Raw genomic sequence first — 17,750 nt, forward strand, 5'->3', positions numbered from 1 at the left:
ATCGACTTCGCGAGCCACCGCGAAGGCGACGAGCCATCGCACATCGACAACTAAGTTAGCGCCTATGGGGTCAAGCCCGAGCATGACGGAGAGGGAGGGCGCGATGGCAAGAGGGGAGACGCCCGGAGCATTGTCTTGGCCAGCAGGCTCCCCACCCTCCGTCATCCTCGGGCTTGACCCGAGGATCTAGGCTGCGAGCACCGCCGCACCGTGAAAATAAGAAACGTCGCCCTTCCCTAACGCCAAGAGACACTCAAAGGCTCTCCTCACGAAAACCTCAGGCAATCTCGCGCAGGCGCTCGGCCATTTGCAGGTCGACGGAGACGAGCTGGGAGACGCCCTGCTCGGCCATGGTGACGCCGAAGAGGCGGTTCATGCGGGCCATGGTGATCGGATTGTGGGTGATGATGACGAAGCGGGTTTCGGTGGAAGCCGCCATTTCGTCCATCAGATTGCAGTAGCGCTCGACATTGTGGTCGTCGAGCGGTGCGTCCACTTCGTCGAGCACGCAGATCGGCGCCGGATTGGTGAGGAAGACGGCGAAGATCAGCGCCATTGCCGTCAGCGCCTGCTCGCCGCCCGATAGCAGCGTCATGGTCTGCGGCTTCTTGCCGGGCGGACGGGCGAGGATTTCGAGGCCGGCTTCGAGCGGATCGTCGGATTCGATCAGCTGCAGCTCGGCGGTGCCGCCGCCGAAAAGATGGGTGAACAGCCGCTGGAACTGGGCGTTGACGATGTCGAAGGCGGCGATCAGCCGTTCGCGGCCCTCGCGGTTGAGGCTCTGGATGGCGCCGCGCAGCTTGCGGATCGCATCGATGACGTCGTCGCGTTCCTTGATCAAGGCTTCGAGCTTCTCGCTCAGCTCCTTCTGTTCCTCGTCGGCGCGCAGGTTGACGGCGCCCAGCCGCTCGCGCTCGATCCGCAGGCGTTCGAGTTCGCGCTCGACTTCGCGCGGATCGGGAAGCGCCTGCATGGTCGGGCGCCCGGTCAGCTGCAGCGCCTCGTGCGGCGCGACGTTCAGGACCTCGCGGATGCGGCCCTCGCTTTCCTGCCGCTTCTCGCGAGCGGAGACGAGGCGCTCCTCGGCGCGGCCGCGGCGTTCGCGGCATTCGGCAAGTTCCGACAGTGCCGTCGTCGCCTTCTGGTCGGCTTCGCGCTGGATGCGTTCGGCCTCGGCCAGGAGATCGCTGGCCTGGCGGCGGGCCTCCTCGGCCTTTTGCAATTCGCTGAGCAGAGCGCGGCGCTTGTCGTCGAATTCATCCGGCGCCAGCTCGAGCTCGGCTGCCTCTTCGCGCGCCTCTTCCTCGCGGTCGCGCAGCGTCGCGACATGGTCTTCGGCGCTTGCCGCCCGCTGGCGCCAGGTGTCGCGCTCCTGGCCGATCGCCACGATGCGGCGCTGGCGGGCTTCGTTTTCCCGCGCCAGGCTTTCATGGCGGGCGCGGCTTTCGGCCAGCGCGCCGCGATCGGTCGCAACTTCCGCCTGCTGGAACCGCAGCCGCTCGTCGATCGCCGTCAGATCAGGCGCGTCTTCCAGCTCGATGCGGGCATTTTCCTCCTGGATAGCGATCTCCTCCAGCTGCGCGCGCAGCTGGCTGGCGGCCTCGCTGACGACATCGCGGCGGCGGATAAGATCGCCGGAGGCACGCTCGGCGGCAACAAGCGCATCGCGGGCTTCGGCCAAATGACGCGCCGACAGGCGGCTCATGTCGCGGGCCTCGGCAAGCCTTCGCTCCTCGGCGCGGATCGCTTCCGCAGCGGCTGCCTGCCGCTCTTCGGCTTCGGCAAGCACGTCGCGGGCAAGGGCTGCTTCGCTTTCGAGTTCGGCCAGGCGGTTCTTCTGGGCAAGGCGGAGCGCCGCCGCACTCGGGGCATCCGCACCGGTGACGTGGCCGTCCCAGCGATAGACCGCGCCCTCTTTCGTCACCAGCCGCTGGCCGGGCTTCAGCGCCGCCATCAGCGACTGCGCCTCCGCTTCCGCGACCAGGCCGATCTGGCGCAAGCGGCGGGTGAGCGCTGACGGGGCGCGAACATGATCAAGCAGCGGCGCAACACCGGATGGAAGGGCGGGATCGCTGGCACCATCGCCATTGTCCGACCAATGGGCCGGCGCCTCGGCATCGAGCGGCGATTCCAGATCGTCGCCGAGGGCGGCACCGAGTGCCGTCTCGAAGCCGCGATCGACCTTCAGCTCGTCGGCAACCGGCGGAAATTTGCCGGCCGCAGCACCGGCGGCGAGCATGCGGGAAATGGTCCGCGCCTCGGTTTCCAGCGCATTCAGGCTCGAGCGGGCCTGATCGACCGGCGCGCGCGATAGCGCCTCGGTCTGGCGGGCGCCAGCCAGCGCCTGGTCGACCAGCTGAACCGCGGCTTCCGCGTCGGCGACGGCGATCTCGCCGGCTTCGACGATGGCGCGTTTTTCGTCGGGATCGGGCAGGCCGGCGATCTTCTCGCCGACAGCTGACAGTTCCTGGTTCGCCTCATCCATCTGGCGTTCGAGGCGCATCCGGCGGTCGGTGAGATCGCGGATGGCGCGTTCCAGTTGGTTGCGGCCGGCGGCGGCTTCAGCGCGCTCGGCCGTCAGCGCTGTAAAGATGCGCTCGCTGTCGGCAAGTTTTGCCGCCGCGCCCTCAAAGGCCTCGCGGGTTTCCTCGGCATAACGGCCGGAATCGGCGAGGATTTCTGAAATCTCCGCCTCTTCGGCATCGAGCCTCGCCAGGATGACGGCATTATCGGCCACCAGCCGCTGCTCGCGGCTTATATCCTCCGCAAGCTGGGCGAGACGGCGGGTCAGCTCGTCGCGGCGGCGCAGGATGCGGCCGGCATCCTCTTCCAGCTGGCTTCTGGCGATCTGCAGGCGCTGCAGGGCGGCGGCGGCGCGCGCCTCGCCCTCGCGCAGTTCCGGCAGCTTCAGGCTGGCGATGCCCTGGTTCTTCGCCGCCTCCATCTGCATCTGCGCCTTTTCGGCGACGACGGAGGTCGCTTGGTTCAAGGCACTGTCGGCCTCGGCCTCGGCTTCCTTGGCCTGCACCCAGCGGATATGTAAAAGCATCGCCTCGCGGGCGCGGATATCGGCAGACAGCGTCTTGAAGCGATTTGCCTGGCGGGCCTGGCGCTTCAGGCTTTCGATCTGGCTTTCGAGCTGCGAGGTAACGTCGTCGAGGCGCTCGAGATTGCCTTCAGCAGCGCGCAGCCGCAGCTCGGCCTCGTGGCGGCGGGAATGCAGGCCTGAAATGCCGGCCGCCTCTTCGAGCAGTTGGCGGCGGGCCTGCGGCTTGGCCTGGATCAGCTCGCCGATACGGCCCTGCCCGACCATCGAGGGCGATCGCGCGCCGGTGGAGGCGTCGGCAAACAGCAGCTGCACGTCCTTGGCACGGCTTTCCTTGCCGTTGATGCGATAGAGCGAACCCTGTTCACGCTCGATACGGCGGGTGACCTGGATCTCGTCGCTGTCGTTGAAGGCGGCAGGCGCCGTGCGCTCGGCATTGTCGAGATAGAGCGCGACTTCGGCGGTATTGCGCGCCGGACGGTTGCCCGAGCCCGAAAAGATCACGTCGTCCATGCCGGAGGCGCGCATGTTCTTATAGGAATTCTCGCCCATCACCCAGCGCAGCGCCTCGACGAGGTTCGACTTGCCGCAGCCGTTCGGGCCGACGACGCCGGTCAGTCCCCGCTCGATGATGAATTCCGTCGGCTCGACGAAGGATTTGAAGCCGACCAGGCGCAGCTTGTTGAACTTCATGCGGAAATATCCACGGCAGGAAGCCCCCTCATCCGCCCTACGGGCACCTTCTCCCCGCTGGGGAGAAGAGGGAATCGAGACGCTGCGGCAAATCCCCTTCGCCCCAGCGGGGAGAAGGTGCCGGCAGGCGGATGAGGGGGCCACACCTGCAAACTGCGCTGAAAACGAAAAACGGGCGCACGGCTTTCGCCGTCGCCCGTTCTATCGAAACGATCCGGTTCAGAGCAGGCTGTCGATGAGCTTCGACAAGGTGTCAACCGGCATGTCTCCAGAGTAGCGCTTGCCATTGATCAGGAAAGTCGGGGTGGCGTTGACGCCAAAATCCTTGGAACCTCTTTCCCGCGTGGCGTTCACTTCATCCAGAAGCTTCTGGTTCGTCAAGCATTTCGTGAAGCTATCCTCAGTAAATCCGGCAAGCTTCGACATCTGCAGCAGTGCGGCGCGGCCATCATCGGCGGCAGCCCAGACCTGCTGCTGCTTGAAGAGCATGGAAACCATCGGGAAATACTGTTCCGGCGTGCTCAACTGCTCCGGATTGGAAGAATTGCAGCGGGCGAGCATGAAGGCTGCGGCGGCGCGCGGGTCGAAGGGGAATTCGCGGATGATGAACTGCACCTTGCCGCTGTCGACATATTTCTGCTTGATCGTGTCGAAGGTGGTGTTGTGGAAATGGGCGCAATGCGGGCAGGTCATCGACATGTATTCGACGATCTTGACCGGGGCGTCGGCCTTGCCGAGCGCCATTTCCGGCAGCGCGCCGGGCTTCAGCACTTCGGCCATGTCGACGTCGCCATCGGACTCCGGCATTTCGGTCGCCGAGGTGGCCGCCGTCTGCATGGTGTCGACATTGGTGCCATCAGCCATGGTCTTGCCGGAGGAAGAAGCATCGGCAGCGTCCTTGCTGTCGTTGCAGGCGACAAGCGCCACGGCAGCTGCGGCGATGGCGATACCGCTGAGCAGGCGGCGTTTCGTCAGTTGCATTTCGGACATCTGCATGGATTCCCCATAACTAATGAGATTGACGGCGTGACTGTGCGATATAACGGCTTGCGGCCACTCACAAGGCACGGTTCGCCAACTTCCTTCAAAGAATTGTGACCGCGGGAAGACGACTAGACCAAAAATTGCGAGATTGGTCCGTCTGCGAATTTTGCCGGTAGATATCGCGGCGGCCGCCAGCCCATATCGGCTGGTCGATGAAACTCAGTCGTCCAACCCGTAACGCGCCGTCAGCTCGGCCAGCGGCACGGTATCGCCCTCGTCGCGGCGAAGTTCTTCGAGGCGCCTTTCGGCAAGATAGACATCTTCCAGATCGTCGAGATGCGCGAGGATGGCTTGACGAACATAGAAGCTCTTGCTGCGGCCGGTACGCTTGGAAAGCTCAATCAGCCGCGTTTCGATATCAGGGGGCAACTGCAAGACCAGCATGGCTTTTCTCCCGTCTGCTATATACAAATATGGCATCCGAGGCGTTTTGCCAGTGCCTCTACACCGCCGAGGAAAGTTCAAGAGGGTAGCGTCAAGGTTCGGTGACGATGTCGAGGATCAGCGTCGCTAGCGGCTGCTCGGAGCCCGCAAAGCTCTCGATCATGGCCTCGATGACACGTTCACGATCAAGCACTTCGGCATTGAATGGCCGGCCGACATGCCTGGCCAGAAGCGCGAGAAAGGTCAATTGGGTGCGGCCATTGCCTTCACGGAACGGGTGGATGGCGTTAATTTCGGCAAGGAGGTGCGCGGCCTGAACCGCAAAGTCAGCCAGTGTCAGACCCTCGAAATAGTCCGCCTGGGCCAGCTCCTGGAAAATCCGACTAAGCTCGTTCGAGATGAATTCCGGGTAGCAGAACCAGTTGCCAGCTTTACCGATACGGATGGTGCGGATCTCACCGCCCCAATCATAGACATCCTGGAACAGGTGGTGATGAAGGGCGAGATAGTGAGTGACATCCAGATTACCCTCCGGCCAAGGTTCTTCCGAGCGGAGCACGAACATCGTTGTCTCAAACTCGTCGAGTTCGCTCTGGTCCGTGAGGTCCAGTTTGTTGCGGAGCACGGTCGTGCCTGGATAACAGAGGGGATCGGATTCGGCGGTATAGACCAACGCTTAGGCGGACTTGCGCGTGAACTGTGCGCGGATCGCTTGGCGGCGTTCTTCGGGCGGCTGATCCTTGGTCTCGGCGAGGAGCTTGCGCATGCGCGGGCTGAGGACTAGGCCTTCAACCGCACTGATCTTTTCGGCACTGGCCTGGGTCAGGCCGCCGGTCTTGGCGTTGCGGGTCAACTTGGGCGTTTTGCTCGTCATGAGTCAGAATCTAGCACGACCTTACGCGGATCAGCAAAAGGAATTCGCTTAGTCAACGCTCGCGATTCACGGCGAGCACACTTCAGGTTGGGACCCCATGATCGTAAAGGGTTAGCGTTGATTCCCCCGCTTGCCCATCACCGCGGTCCCCAAGCGCTGGATTGCCTGGCGCAGCTTGTCGTTCTCGATGCCCTCCATCATGCCTTCGAGTTTGCGGGCGGCTTCGCCTTTCAGCGGCGGCGGGGTGCGGGAGCGGCGGATGGCTTGTGAGACCGGCTTCTGGACGATGCGGATCTGGTGGACGGCGGCAAAGCCGAAGAAGCTGTTGATGCGCTGGATGAGTTCGCCCTGGGCATGGGTAAGGAAGAGCGCACGCGCGCCTTCGCAGGCAATCGTCAGCACGCCGGGGCGGAAGCCGCCGGTCTCATCGCCGCCGCGGGCCCAGGCGATCTTTTCCGGCCGGGTGCAATCGGCGAAATCCTCGCCGGCAATTTCACTCCACGAGCCGAGCAGCGCGGTGTTGATGCCGGCCCGCCTCGCAAGCACGGGATCGATCAGCCCGTTCGCCAGCTCGGATATCTGCTTTGCACCTTTGCGTGGATAACTCATCGAAACCCTTCAGCGACGCCGCCAATTCGCATGCCAACTCGCACAGGCGACTTGATCGCGCGGCATTGCTTCGCCAAGTATAGGCACTTCCCCCCATCGCGGCAAATCATGACGATCACCACACTCGACACGCCCTCAGCAAAGCCCCTGCTCGACTGGTACGATCGCCACCACCGCGAGCTGCCCTGGCGCGTTTCGCCCGGCATGGCGGCCCGCGGCGTCAAACCCGATCCCTATCGCGTCTGGCTGTCCGAGGTGATGCTGCAGCAGACGACGGTGCAGGCGGTCAAACCCTATTTCGAGCGGTTTCTGCAGCGCTGGCCCGAAGTGACCGATCTTGCCGCAGCCGAAAACGACGCGGTGATGGCCGCCTGGGCGGGGCTCGGCTATTATGCGCGGGCCCGCAACCTGAAGAAATGCGCCGAAGCGGTGGCGAACGAGCATGGCGGCGTCTTTCCTGATACCGAGGAAGGCCTCAAGTCGCTCCCCGGCATCGGCGACTATACGGCTGCCGCCGTCGCGGCCATCGCCTTCAACCGGCAGGCGGCGGTCATGGACGGCAATGTCGAGCGGGTGATCTCCAGGCTTTATGCGATCGCCACGCCGCTTCCCGCGGCAAAGCCCGCGATGAGAGAGAAGGTGGCGCTATTGACGCCCGCCGATCGGCCCGGCGATTTCGCCCAGGCGATGATGGATCTGGGTGCCACGATCTGCACACCGAAGCGGCCGGCCTGTTCACTCTGTCCGTTCCGGGGCGCCTGCGAGGCGCTCAAACTTTCCGATCCCGAGCTCTTTCCGGTCAAGGCGGCAAAGAAGGAGAAGCCGGTCAGATATGGCGCGGCCTTCATCGCGGTAACAGGTGATGGCGAGATCCTGTTGCGGCGGCGCATCGACAGCGGCCTGCTCGGCGGCATGACCGAAGTGCCGACGACGGCGTGGACGGCGCGCATCGACGGCGAGACCTCGGCTGCCGCCGCTCCCTTCGATGCAGCATGGCAGGCCTCTGGCACCGTCATCCATGTCTTCACCCATTTCGAGCTCAGGCTTTCGATCTGGCGTGCGGCCATCGCTGCCAAGGTCAGCACGAATGACGGATGGTGGGAGCCGGTTACAAATCTTGAAGCCCAGGCCTTACCAACAATCATGAAAAAAGCGATCGCAGCAGCTATTCCTCTCGCGTTTAAAACATCCAAGGGATGACCATGACCACCAACATAAGACATATCGTTTTCGACATCGGCAAAGTCCTTATTCATTACGATCCGCATCTTCCCTTCAGCCGCCTCATTCCCGATGAGACCGAGCGCAACTGGTTCTTCGCCAATATCTGCACCCACGACTGGAACATCGAGCAGGACCGCGGCCGCACATGGGCGGAGGCCGAAGCGCTGCTGATCGAACAGCACCCGGCGCGCGAGGAGCATATCCGCGCCTTCCGCAAATATTGGCACGAGATGGTGCCGCACGCCTATGACGACAGCGTCGCGATCATGGAAGGGCTGATCGCCGAAGGGCGTGATGTGACGATGCTGACCAACTTCGCCTCCGACACCTTCCGCGAGGCGCAGGCACGCTTCCCCTTCCTCACAAAGCCGCGCGGCGTCACCGTTTCCGGCGATGTCGGCCTGATCAAGCCCGATATCGCGATCTACGAGACGCATACGAAAAGCTTCGGCCTCGATCCGGCCGCGACGATCTTCATCGACGACGCGCCTGTTAATGTCGAAGGCGCCAAGGCCTTCGGCTGGAATGCGGTGCTGTTTTCGGGGCCCGAGAAGCTGCGCAGCGATCTTGCGGCTTACGGATTGAAGGTCTGAGGCCGATGGCATTCGACCCCGCAAAAGAAATCGAACGTTTTCACGCTGCCATCAACGCCCTCGATTTTCCCGCAATCGAGGCCTATTTCGCCGAGGACGCGACCTATGTCTCGAACGGCGTCGGCAGCCTTGCCGGACGGGCTGAGATCATGGCCGCCTTCCGAAAATATTTCGACGACTATCCCGATCAGACGGCGGAAAATTCGCTGGTGGAAACGTTGACGCCGCTCTCCGGCCGGTCGGTCTGGTCGGTACGCGCCACCCACAGCAAGACGGGCAAGCCGCTGATCCGCGAGGGCGAGGAGACGATCACCTTCAATGCGGAAGGGCGTGTCACGCGGGTCGACGTCACCGATTACCAGGAGTTCTGACCGGAGCAATTCCAGCAAAAGTGTAGAGCGGTTTTGCGTCCGGAATTGCGCAAAAACAAAAAGAGGACGCCCGGAGTTCGAACCCCGGGCGCCTTGGTCTTCTTCCGCAACTGGAGGGAAATCGGAAGAAGGTGGTTTCGATCCGTAGAGGCGCTGCTCACTCCGCCTTTGCCAGATCACTGCGGATGACGGACCTGAGATCGTCGATCGGGCGCAGGGACTGCCCGTCTTCGAAATGCCAGAAGGTCCATCCGTTGCATGCATCGAGACCCTGCACCTTGGCGCCGAGACGATGAATGGAGCCGGCCTCGCCGCCGGAAGCTACTGTGCCGTCGGCGCGGACGATGGCGCTGTAACGGCGCTTGGCGTCGGTCAGCACCTGGCCGGGCTTGATCAGGCCGCTTTCAACCAGCACGTTGAAGGCGACGCGGACTTCGGCCTTCTTGCCGGTCATGACGGTCAGTTCCGCCTTGCCGAGCGGCTCGACGGCGGCGATGCGGGCCGAGGCCGCATCGATATAATCCTGTTCGCGCTCGATGCCGACGAAGTGACGGCCGAGACGTTTGGCGACGGCGCCGGTCGTTCCCGAGCCGAAGAAGGGATCGAGCACGATATCGCCGGGCTTGGTCGAGGCCATGATGACGCGGGCAAGCAGCGCCTCAGGCTTTTGCGTCGGATGCGCCTTCTTGCCGTCCTCGCCCTTCAGCCGCTCGGCTCCGTTGCAGATCGGGAAGAGCCAGTCGGAGCGCATCTGCACGTCGTCATTGGCGGCCTTCAGCGCATCGTAATTGAAGGTATAGCCCTTGGCCTTGGCGCTGGGGCTTGCCCAGATCATCGTCTCATGGGCGTTCTGGAAACGGCGGCCCTTGAAATTCGGCATCGGGTTGGTCTTGCGCCAGATGATGTCGTTGAGAATCCAGAAATTCAGATCCTGCAGCGTGGCGCCGACACGGAAGATATTGTGGTAGGAGCCGATCACCCAGATCGAGCCGGTCGGCTTCAGCACCCGCCGGCAGGCCAGCAGCCAGGCGCGGGTGAAGGCGTCATAGGCCTCGAAGGAGGCGAACTGATCCCATTCGTCGTCAACCGCATCGACCAGCGACTGATCGGGACGATGCAGCGTTCCGCCGAGCTGGAGATTATACGGCGGGTCGGCAAAGATGATATCGACGGAGTGGCTGGGCAAAGCTTCAAGGGCGCTGACGCAATCGCCCTTGATGATCGTGTCGACCCAAGACCCGGGCCGGGAATCCGGCCGGGAATCCGACTTGACGGAAGCCTTGAGGTCGGCAAGCGGAAAAACTGATGCCATTCTGATACTCACTCATACGCTCTACGCTTAACTGTCCGTTATGGTTACGCAACTTAGTTACCAAAGCCTGAAGCGCTGGCCGATTTCGGGAATTTATTCGGGGTCCGATAAGTGAGCGGCAGACTTTGCCGACGCCGGCCGGCTGCCTGGCGGCGGCAAGAATGCCGCCGCCAGCGATCAGGCGGCGTCGTGAACCCTGCGGCTGTCATCAGGCGCTTCGTCGCGTTCGAACATGCCGTAATCGCGAACGACACTGGCGATCCGCAGGCGGTAATCGGCGAAGATGCCGCCGCGTCCGGCCTGCTGGGCTGCCCTGTGCGCCTCGAGATTGCGCCACTGCTTGACGGCTTCCTCATCGCGGAAAAAGGAAAGCGACAGCAGCTTGCCGCGGTTCGTCAGGCTCTCGAAACGCTCGATCGAAATGAAGCCGTCGATCTTTTCGAGCTCAGTGCGCAGCTCGCCGGCGAGATCCAGATATTTGTGGCGTTCGCCCATATAGGGCACGACTTCGAAGATGACGGCGATCATGACTGCACCAGCTTTGCGTGAGGAGTGGAGACATTTTTGAGGAAGATGCGATCCTCCTTCAGGATGAAGGCTTCGCGTCGGGCAAATTCATAATTCTCGCGGCCGAGCGGGTCGGCGGCCAGCCTGGCGCGATAGGCCTCGTAGGCGGCGAGGCTTTCGATATTGTAGACGCCGTAAGCGGTCGTCGCCGATCCCTCATGCGGGCCGAAATAGCCGATCAGATCGGCGCCATTCTTCGGAATTGCCTGGCCCCAGTTGCGGGCATATTCGGCAAACGCCTCCTTCTTGAAGGGGTCGATCTGATAGCGGATGAAGCAGGTGATCATATCGTTTCTCCTTTGGCTCTTCACCTATTTTCGCACATTGCCTGACGGCGATGCTTCGGTTACGATCGAACTATGAAGGAAGGCCCTGATATTGCGCAGATCGGCGCGCTCATCGGCGATCCCGCCCGCGCCAACATGCTGGCGGCACTCACCGGCGGCCGGGCGCTGACGGCGACCGAGCTTGCCGGCGTCGGCGGCATCACCGTGCAGACGGCGAGCACCCATCTCGCCAAGCTCGAAGCCGGCGGGCTGCTTGCCCAGCGCAAGCAGGGCCGCCACCGTTATTTCACGTTGGCTGACGAGGCCGTCGCCCGGCTGATCGAAAGCATGATGGGCTTTGCCGCCGGACGCGGCCATCTGCGTCACCAGCCGGGACCGAAGGAGCCGGCGCTGCGCAAGGCGCGCATCTGCTACGATCACCTTGCCGGCGATTACGGCGTGCGGATGCTCGACAGCCTGATTGCCTCCAGCTCGATCGAGGCGGTCGGCGAAGGCCTGGCGCTGACGGAAAAGGGCGAAAGCGATCTCAAACGCATCGGCATCGATGTCAGCGACCTCAGATCGTCGCGCCGGCCGCTCTGCCGCTCCTGCCTCGACTGGAGCGAAAGGCGCGCCCACCTCGCCGGCAGCCTCGGCAAGGCCCTGCTTTCAAGTTTCCTCGACAAGGGTTGGGCGCGGCGCACGGCCGAAAGCCGCTCCATCCTGTTTTCGCCGGAAGGCGACCGGCAGTTTCTGAAGCTATTTCCGGTCGATGCGTAGGTTATTGCGGACCTGCAAGAGGTTCCGAGGCGGTATCCAGCGCCCTCACGCACCTGCCCTCTTTTCATCTTCCTGCCGCACATGGGCGCGCAGCGCGGCCAGCGTGAGCGCCAGCGCCGCGTGATTGCTCTCGGCTTCACCGAGCACGCTTTCGCTCTCCTTGATCTCGCGCAGCTGCGCACCGTAGAGCGACTCGTCTGCTGTCTGGCGGCCGCGGGCGAGGTGCCAAACCGCATCCGGCCGGACTTCCCGGCACAGGTCGATGGCGTGATTGACGTCGTGTGTGAAGGGTCGCGCCATCAGGAAGCCGTGCTCTGACTTGATACTGCTCGGCAGGTAGTCGTTAGGACCGTCGAAATCCTTGGGCTCGGCCGGCCGGAGTTGCTTCAACAGAAAGGCACAGGTGATGAAAGCGTCGATCCGGCTGTCGGGCATGTCAGTCTTTTCCAGGGTTTCGATGATGTCCTCGATCGTCATGCAGTCTTCCTCTTCATCCATTCTTTGGCATGCCGCTTCTCTTCCCAATAGCGGCGGTGGCGTTCTCCTCCCGATCGCCATCTAGTGCATGAGATTGCCAAAGGTAGTCCCGGGGCTGCGGTTAGTCTGCCATGACGCGGATTTGATAGATGTCGCTCCACCGGCCAGCAATGACGTCGCCTGCAGCCAAACCTTCTTCGGCACCGTTGGAGCCGCCAAGATTGAGGTTTTCCGACCCGTCGGCCGCCTCATGAAACCCTCCCATAACGCTCGAATGTCAACCATGACGGCGAGGTCGGACCAAGGTCCGAGGGATATCCGACTGAGTACCTAAGGCAGGAACAGAGGGTCGAAACCGAAGTTTGTCAGGCAGCTATCCATCCATTCCGGATGCGACGGCAAGTTAGAAACAAACGGAGGAATACACGATGATGAAGGCAACACATCTGGCCTTGGCGGCCGCCCTTTTGGCCGGCACGGCTGTTTCCGGCTTCGCTCAATCGTCTAGCACCGTCGGCACAGGCGGTTCGTCGGCCGGCGGCGGAACTGCGAGCAGCACGATCGGTACTGGTGGCAGCTCTGCCGGGGGCGACTGCCCGGCTGGTTCGACCAACTGCAAATCCGGCACGTCCTCGACGGTCGGCACGGGCGGCTCATCGGCCGGTGGCGGCACTTCGAGCAGCACGGTCGGCACCGGCGGATCTGCTGCGGGCTCGGGCTCGGGGTCTGCTTCGACGCTTGGCACCGGCGGTTCGTCGGCCGGCGGCGGCACGTCCAGCAGCACCGTCGGCACCGGCGGCTCCGCCGCAGGTTCGGGCGACGCGAACTCGGCCTCGAGTGTTGGAACCGGTGCTTCGTCGGCGGACGGAGACAAGACCGGCAGCACTGTCGGCACCGGCGGCAGTGCAGCGGGAAGCTCTGACGACAACAAGGGCAAGAAGGGCTGTGCGCCCGGACAGGTCAAGAAGGATGCCGCCGGCACAAAAGGCTGCTGACGATGTCGGCCGGCGTCTTGATGGCGCCGGCCAAGCCCTCGGAGATAAACCAATGGCAAAGTTTTTCACTATCGCACTGGGCGCTTCACTCGTCCTGATCGCCGGACAGGCAATGTCCGAGGAGATCAAACTCGACGACGGAACGACATGCATCGTCGTCCAGTCTCAGTCGTCGCAGGGAGACATGTCCACCACCGTGACGGCCGGCAACGGCCATGTTTCGTCATCGACCACGACCGGCGGCGGATCGACCGGCACCTCTTCGTCATCCTCTTCCGCCAGTTCCTCGGCCGGATCGGGAAGCGTCGACAGCTTTTCGACGGCAAGCATCACGCGGCCTGACGGCACCGTCATCACCAAACGGTCCGACGGGACCTGCTCGGTCACGAAACCCAAGAAGTAGGAGATGGCAATGAAACCTATCAACCTTATCGCGGCGGCCTCGATCGCGCTGCTCGCGTCGAGCTCGGGCGTTATTGCAGAGGAGTGCAATGCGGCCGGAACGGTCGGAACAGGCGGAAGCGCTTCGGCAGGAGGCACATCCGCAAGCTCGGTCGGAACGGCGGGCACCTGCCGGACCGATGACGGCACGACCTCTTCGATCGGATCTGGGGGAAGTGCAGCCACCACCGATGGAAAGGCGCAAAGCAAGACCCACGTCAACGACAGTGGCGACAAGCTGAAAGCCCAGACGAAAGCCCAGGCAGTCGACAAGGGGACGTTCAGCAAGTCGCGCACAAAGACCAGCACCGACGGCAGCACGCTGGATAGCACGACCCGCACGATGTCGCATGTCCCTGGCGAGAAGCCGGTCAAGAACACCACAAATCAGAAGATCATTCTGCCGGAGCAATAGTTGGATGGGGCTCGCCCTTGTAACCGAGGAAGAGCCCCGCCCTATTACATCATCCGGCGCTCGAGGTGCCCGTGCCAGTCATCCGCTCTACTCTCAAATCGGCTCAACTTTTTATCGAAGATGAAACGTTGACTGCAACCTATTGTTTTTGCGCCGGTAAGCGACATGGTGCTGAGAAAATAATTAAGCATATTCGGCTACTCTCACCTTCTAAATTTAACGAGAGAGCCCTGTCATGGCGTCGATCCAGCATAAGATCATCATTGCAAGCATCGCGATTTTCGGGTTGGCGGGCGGCGCGACTGGCGTCGGCATCTGGTCCGCCTCGACCCTCTCCGAAAACAACGCCGAGGTTGCCCGGTCGGCCCAAATTCTGCGCAACCACATGCAGGCCGACATGATGCATGACGCAATGCGCGCGGACGTGCTGGCATCCATGCTGGCGTCCAATCCGGCAGCAGGCATAGACGCAGCCGGGGTGAAGGCGGATCTGGCGGAGCACGACGCGTCGTTCAGCGAGATGATTGCTGCCAACAAGGCGCTTGCCGCCGACGAAAAGACCAAAGCGCTGCTTGCCAGCATCGAACCTCCCCTTCTGACCTATGTCGAAAGCGCCAAGAAGATCGTCGATCTGGCGAGCCAGGATCCCTCAACGGCATTGAAGGCATTGCCGGATTTCATGGCGCAGTTCTCTACCTTGGAAACGGCCATGGAACAGGCCGGGGATGAGATCACCGCGGCGTCGGACGAAATTTCCAAGTATAGCGCCGACATAAAAGCGTCGGTCGATATTGTTCTGAAATCACTTCTCGCCGCGGCCGCGCTGTTTGCGCTCGGCCTCTATTTCCTGACCCGCAAGACCGTCACCAGACCAATCCTTTCGCTTTCCAATGACATGCAAAGGCTCGCCGGCGGTGACACAGCCATTGCCTGCGCCGGGATCGGCCGCACCGATGAAATCGGGACGATGGCGTCGGCTGTCGAAATCTTCCGCCAGGCGGCGATTGCCAACAAGCAACTCGAAAAAGATGCCGAGGCCGCCCGATTGCAGGGTGAAACCGAGCGGGTCACGGCGCGCCAGCAGGCTGACGAAGATGCAGCCGAACGGCTGCGGGCGGCGACATCGGGTCTCGCCGCAGGCCTGAAGAGGCTTGCATCCGGCGATCTCGCCTTCCAGATCGACGAGCCCTTCGCCCCGGACTTTGAAAACCTCCGGCATGATTTCAACATGTCGATCCGGCAGCTCGATCAGACGCTCAGCGCGATTGCAACCGCCATTGCCGCGATCGACGAAGGCACCAGGGAAATCGCCTCCGGGGCCGGCGACCTGTCGAAACGAACCGAACAGCAGGCGGCCTCTCTCGAAGAAACCGCCGCAGCGCTCGACCAGATCACCGCCAATGTCTCGAACTCGAGCAAGCGGACCGATGAGGCACGCACGGAAGCGACCGATGCAAATCGCAATGCCGCCAAGTCTTCCGAGGTCGTGTCGCATGCCGAAGAAGCGATGCGCCGCATCGAGGCTTCGTCCCAGCAGATCTCCAGCATTATCGGCGTGATCGACGAGATCGCCTTCCAGACCAATCTGCTGGCGCTGAATGCCGGCGTCGAAGCGGCACGCGCCGGCGACGCGGGCAAGGGCTTTGCGGTGGTCGCCCAGGAAGTCCGCGAACTCGCCCAGAGATCGGCTCAGGCGGCAAAGGAAATCAAAGGCCACATCCAGAAATCCTCGGTGGAGGTGGAAAGCGGCGTCAAGCTGGTTCTCGACACCAGCCAGGTTCTGAAGGCAATCAGCGAGCAGATTGCCCGTATCAATCAGCACATGGATGCAATCGCCGTATCGGCCAGAGAGCAGTCGACCGGCCTTGCCGAAGTCAACACCGCCGTCAATTCCATGGACCAGGTGACCCAGCAGAACGCGGCGATGGTGGAGCAATCCACCGCGGCATCCAGCCAGCTTGCCCAGGAAGCTGCCACGCTGCGCGAACTGGTTTCGCGGTTCAGGCTTCGTGCGACAGCTTCGCAATCTGCAACTGGACGCCGGGGTGGGCAGCTGGCGGCCTGACGGCTGCTATCTGCCTGCCGTTGTTCAAGCCAACCTGGCACGACCGATCCGGCAGCGACGCCGGAGCCGGTCGCTTGCCGCATCGCAGCCATGCTTGAGATCAGGTTGAGCTTTGGCCGGGCATCGTGTAAAGCCGCAGCATTCCCGGACAAGACCCAGACTCCAGCCCAGACTTTCAGCAAGGCGTGAACATATGGACGGCTTCGACCTCATCATCTTCGACTGCGACGGCGTTCTCGTCGATTCGGAAATCATCGCGGCGGAAGTCGAATCCGCGCTTCTGACAGAGGCCGGATATCCGATCGACGCCGAGGAAATGGGCGAGCGCTTCGCCGGCATGACGTGGCGCAACATCCTGCTGCAGATCGAGCGCGAGGCAAGCATCCCGTTTTCGGCCTCGCTGCTCGACAAGTCGGAGCATATGCTCGACCTTAGGCTGGCGCAGGACGTCCAGGCCATCCCAGGCGTCGAATTCGCCGTCTCCAGGCTGCCGATCAAGCGCTGCATCTGCTCGAATTCGAGCACCAAGCGGCTCGACATGATGCTGAGCAAGGTGGGCCTGAAGCCGCTGTTTGCGCCGAACATCTTTTCCGCCAAGGATCTTGGCCCCGACCGCGTCAAGCCGAAGCCCGACATCTTCCTGCACGGCGCAAGCCAGATGGGCGTTTCGCCTGACAAGGTTGTCGTGGTCGAGGATTCCGTCCACGGCGTACATGCGGCACGCGCCGCCGGCATGCGCGTCATCGGCTTTACCGGCGCTTCGCACAGCTATCCCGCCCATGCTGACAAATTGACGGATGCCGGCGCCGAAACGGCAATCTCGCGCATGAACGACCTGCCAGGCGTCGTCGCCGCATTGGCGGCTTGGGACAACGTTCTCTGAGGCGTACTATGCCCGCGGGCTATGCATAAGCATTTCCCTCTTTCTCCCGAGTGACGGCCCAAATCGCTGGGCAGTTTTGCGCTGCCCGTTAACTGCCACCAGACTTCCAGCTGCCGAGCCCATAAGTCGTCGCGAGCATATGGAGCTGTGACCTATGGCCGATGGTATGGCAGGTATCGATCGGGAATCCATCCGATCGATTTTATCAAGGTAATTGCTATTATATTAGCACTTATATCCATTATTTGATATAAGTGCTATTATGTTCACATTTAATATGACCTCTCCCGCCGAGGTGATTGTCGGCCTGTCGGAACGAATGAAGCGTCGACGTATTGATGCCGGCCTCACTCAAAGGGAGTTAGCCGCAAGAGCTGGCGTTTCCTACGGATCGCTAAGACTGTTCGAAGAGACGGGAAAGGTTTCACTTGAAGCTCTCGTGAAGATTGCCTTTGTTCTAGAAGCCGAAGCTGAGTTCGAGCACTTGTTTCCGCCTCGCCCGCCCAAGACAATTGACGATGTCATTGGCCGTCCTGTCAGGCAGAGGGTGCGCAAGAGATGAAATTCAAGCCGATCCGAAAAATGAGCGTCGTTCTCGATCTCGTGGGGAGCGAGAGACATTTGGGAACGCTTGCCTGGAGCAGTGACGAACGCCGGGCCTATTTTGAATATTCGACAGAATTCCTCGCTGCGCCTATCCAAATCCCGTAC

Annotated in this window: 20 protein-coding genes; 10 read left to right on the plus strand and 10 right to left on the minus strand. The window is 62.1% G+C overall.

Annotated features, from left to right (window positions below; translation table 11 throughout):
• Positions 1 to 277: 277 nt before the first annotated feature.
• The 6 genes from smc to A6U98_RS01095 all read right to left on the minus strand — a co-directional run bounded on the left by smc (position 278) and on the right by A6U98_RS01095 (position 6,650).
• Positions 278 to 3,739 (minus strand): chromosome segregation protein SMC, encoded by a 3,462-nt coding sequence (gene smc, locus A6U98_RS01070; RefSeq protein WP_064647296.1) that lies wholly within the window; start codon positions 3,737 to 3,739, stop codon positions 278 to 280.
• 219 nt (positions 3,740 to 3,958) lie between these two features.
• The gene (locus A6U98_RS01075) at positions 3,959 to 4,735 is read right to left on the minus strand and encodes a DsbA family protein (RefSeq protein WP_064647298.1); all 777 of its coding nucleotides are present in this window, start codon (positions 4,733 to 4,735) and stop codon (positions 3,959 to 3,961) included.
• 207 nt (positions 4,736 to 4,942) lie between these two features.
• Entirely contained in the window at positions 4,943 to 5,167 is a 225-nt protein-coding gene (locus tag A6U98_RS01080) for a TraY domain-containing protein (RefSeq protein WP_027685682.1), read from the minus strand.
• Positions 5,168 to 5,258: 91 nt separating this feature from the next.
• Positions 5,259 to 5,840: a Fic family protein gene (locus A6U98_RS01085; RefSeq protein ID WP_064647300.1), complete on the minus strand. Its 582-nt coding sequence runs from the start codon at positions 5,838 to 5,840 to the stop codon at positions 5,259 to 5,261.
• A 3-nt stretch (positions 5,841 to 5,843) separates the two neighbouring features.
• Complete coding sequence (locus A6U98_RS01090) at positions 5,844 to 6,041, minus strand: hypothetical protein (protein WP_064647302.1); 198 nt, start codon at positions 6,039 to 6,041, stop codon at positions 5,844 to 5,846.
• A 111-nt stretch (positions 6,042 to 6,152) separates the two neighbouring features.
• Complete coding sequence (locus A6U98_RS01095) at positions 6,153 to 6,650, minus strand: DUF721 domain-containing protein (RefSeq protein WP_011650811.1); 498 nt, start codon at positions 6,648 to 6,650, stop codon at positions 6,153 to 6,155.
• Between the two features lie 108 nt (positions 6,651 to 6,758).
• Between A6U98_RS01095 and mutY the strand changes: the two genes are divergently transcribed.
• Genes mutY through A6U98_RS01110 form a run of 3 tightly spaced genes read left to right on the plus strand, consistent with a single transcriptional unit; the run spans position 6,759 to position 8,838 of the window.
• On the plus strand, positions 6,759 to 7,850 hold the full coding sequence (gene mutY, locus A6U98_RS01100; protein ID WP_064647304.1) for an A/G-specific adenine glycosylase: 1,092 nt from the start codon (positions 6,759 to 6,761) through the stop codon (positions 7,848 to 7,850).
• Between the two features lie 2 nt (positions 7,851 to 7,852).
• On the plus strand, positions 7,853 to 8,467 hold the full coding sequence (locus tag A6U98_RS01105) for an HAD family phosphatase (RefSeq protein ID WP_064647306.1): 615 nt from the start codon (positions 7,853 to 7,855) through the stop codon (positions 8,465 to 8,467).
• 5 nt (positions 8,468 to 8,472) lie between these two features.
• The gene (locus A6U98_RS01110) at positions 8,473 to 8,838 is read left to right on the plus strand and encodes a nuclear transport factor 2 family protein (protein ID WP_064647308.1); all 366 of its coding nucleotides are present in this window, start codon (positions 8,473 to 8,475) and stop codon (positions 8,836 to 8,838) included.
• Positions 8,839 to 8,995: 157 nt separating this feature from the next.
• On the opposite strand, the gene A6U98_RS01115 is transcribed toward A6U98_RS01110, so the two are convergent.
• The 3 genes from A6U98_RS01115 to A6U98_RS01125 all read right to left on the minus strand — a co-directional run bounded on the left by A6U98_RS01115 (position 8,996) and on the right by A6U98_RS01125 (position 11,004).
• Complete coding sequence (locus tag A6U98_RS01115; RefSeq protein WP_064647310.1) at positions 8,996 to 10,150, minus strand: site-specific DNA-methyltransferase; 1,155 nt, start codon at positions 10,148 to 10,150, stop codon at positions 8,996 to 8,998.
• Positions 10,151 to 10,327: 177 nt separating this feature from the next.
• Positions 10,328 to 10,678, minus strand: a complete 351-nt coding sequence (locus A6U98_RS01120) for an antibiotic biosynthesis monooxygenase (RefSeq protein ID WP_018449230.1) — start codon at positions 10,676 to 10,678, stop codon at positions 10,328 to 10,330.
• Complete coding sequence (locus A6U98_RS01125; RefSeq protein WP_064647312.1) at positions 10,675 to 11,004, minus strand: NIPSNAP family protein; 330 nt, start codon at positions 11,002 to 11,004, stop codon at positions 10,675 to 10,677. The genes A6U98_RS01120 and A6U98_RS01125 overlap by 4 nt, the downstream gene beginning before the upstream one ends.
• A 72-nt stretch (positions 11,005 to 11,076) precedes the next feature.
• On the opposite strand from A6U98_RS01125, the gene A6U98_RS01130 reads away from it, so the two are divergent.
• Complete coding sequence (locus A6U98_RS01130; protein WP_064647313.1) at positions 11,077 to 11,763, plus strand: metalloregulator ArsR/SmtB family transcription factor; 687 nt, start codon at positions 11,077 to 11,079, stop codon at positions 11,761 to 11,763.
• A 45-nt stretch (positions 11,764 to 11,808) separates the two neighbouring features.
• Here A6U98_RS01130 and A6U98_RS01135 read toward each other — a convergent pair whose 3' ends face one another.
• A complete protein-coding gene (locus A6U98_RS01135; protein ID WP_245304472.1) occupies positions 11,809 to 12,240 on the minus strand; it encodes a hypothetical protein in 432 nt (143 codons plus the stop codon).
• 428 nt (positions 12,241 to 12,668) lie between these two features.
• On the opposite strand from A6U98_RS01135, the gene A6U98_RS01140 reads away from it, so the two are divergent.
• The 6 genes from A6U98_RS01140 to A6U98_RS01165 all read left to right on the plus strand — a co-directional run bounded on the left by A6U98_RS01140 (position 12,669) and on the right by A6U98_RS01165 (position 17,601).
• Positions 12,669 to 13,235, plus strand: a complete 567-nt coding sequence (locus tag A6U98_RS01140; protein WP_064647317.1) for a hypothetical protein — start codon at positions 12,669 to 12,671, stop codon at positions 13,233 to 13,235.
• A gap of 52 nt (positions 13,236 to 13,287) precedes the next feature.
• Complete coding sequence (locus A6U98_RS35415) at positions 13,288 to 13,638, plus strand: hypothetical protein (protein WP_082933823.1); 351 nt, start codon at positions 13,288 to 13,290, stop codon at positions 13,636 to 13,638.
• Between the two features lie 9 nt (positions 13,639 to 13,647).
• On the plus strand, positions 13,648 to 14,091 hold the full coding sequence (locus A6U98_RS01150; RefSeq protein WP_064647321.1) for a hypothetical protein: 444 nt from the start codon (positions 13,648 to 13,650) through the stop codon (positions 14,089 to 14,091).
• A gap of 235 nt (positions 14,092 to 14,326) precedes the next feature.
• Positions 14,327 to 16,156: a methyl-accepting chemotaxis protein gene (locus tag A6U98_RS01155; protein ID WP_064647323.1), complete on the plus strand. Its 1,830-nt coding sequence runs from the start codon at positions 14,327 to 14,329 to the stop codon at positions 16,154 to 16,156.
• A gap of 193 nt (positions 16,157 to 16,349) precedes the next feature.
• On the plus strand, positions 16,350 to 17,039 hold the full coding sequence (locus A6U98_RS01160; protein ID WP_003546036.1) for an HAD family hydrolase: 690 nt from the start codon (positions 16,350 to 16,352) through the stop codon (positions 17,037 to 17,039).
• Between the two features lie 262 nt (positions 17,040 to 17,301).
• Positions 17,302 to 17,601 (plus strand): helix-turn-helix transcriptional regulator, encoded by a 300-nt coding sequence (locus tag A6U98_RS01165; RefSeq protein ID WP_064647325.1) that lies wholly within the window; start codon positions 17,302 to 17,304, stop codon positions 17,599 to 17,601.
• Positions 17,602 to 17,750: the final 149 nt, after the last annotated feature.

Origin of the sequence: Rhizobium sp. WYCCWR10014, from assembly GCF_001657485.1 — a bacterium.
GTDB lineage: Bacteria > Pseudomonadota > Alphaproteobacteria > Rhizobiales > Rhizobiaceae > Rhizobium.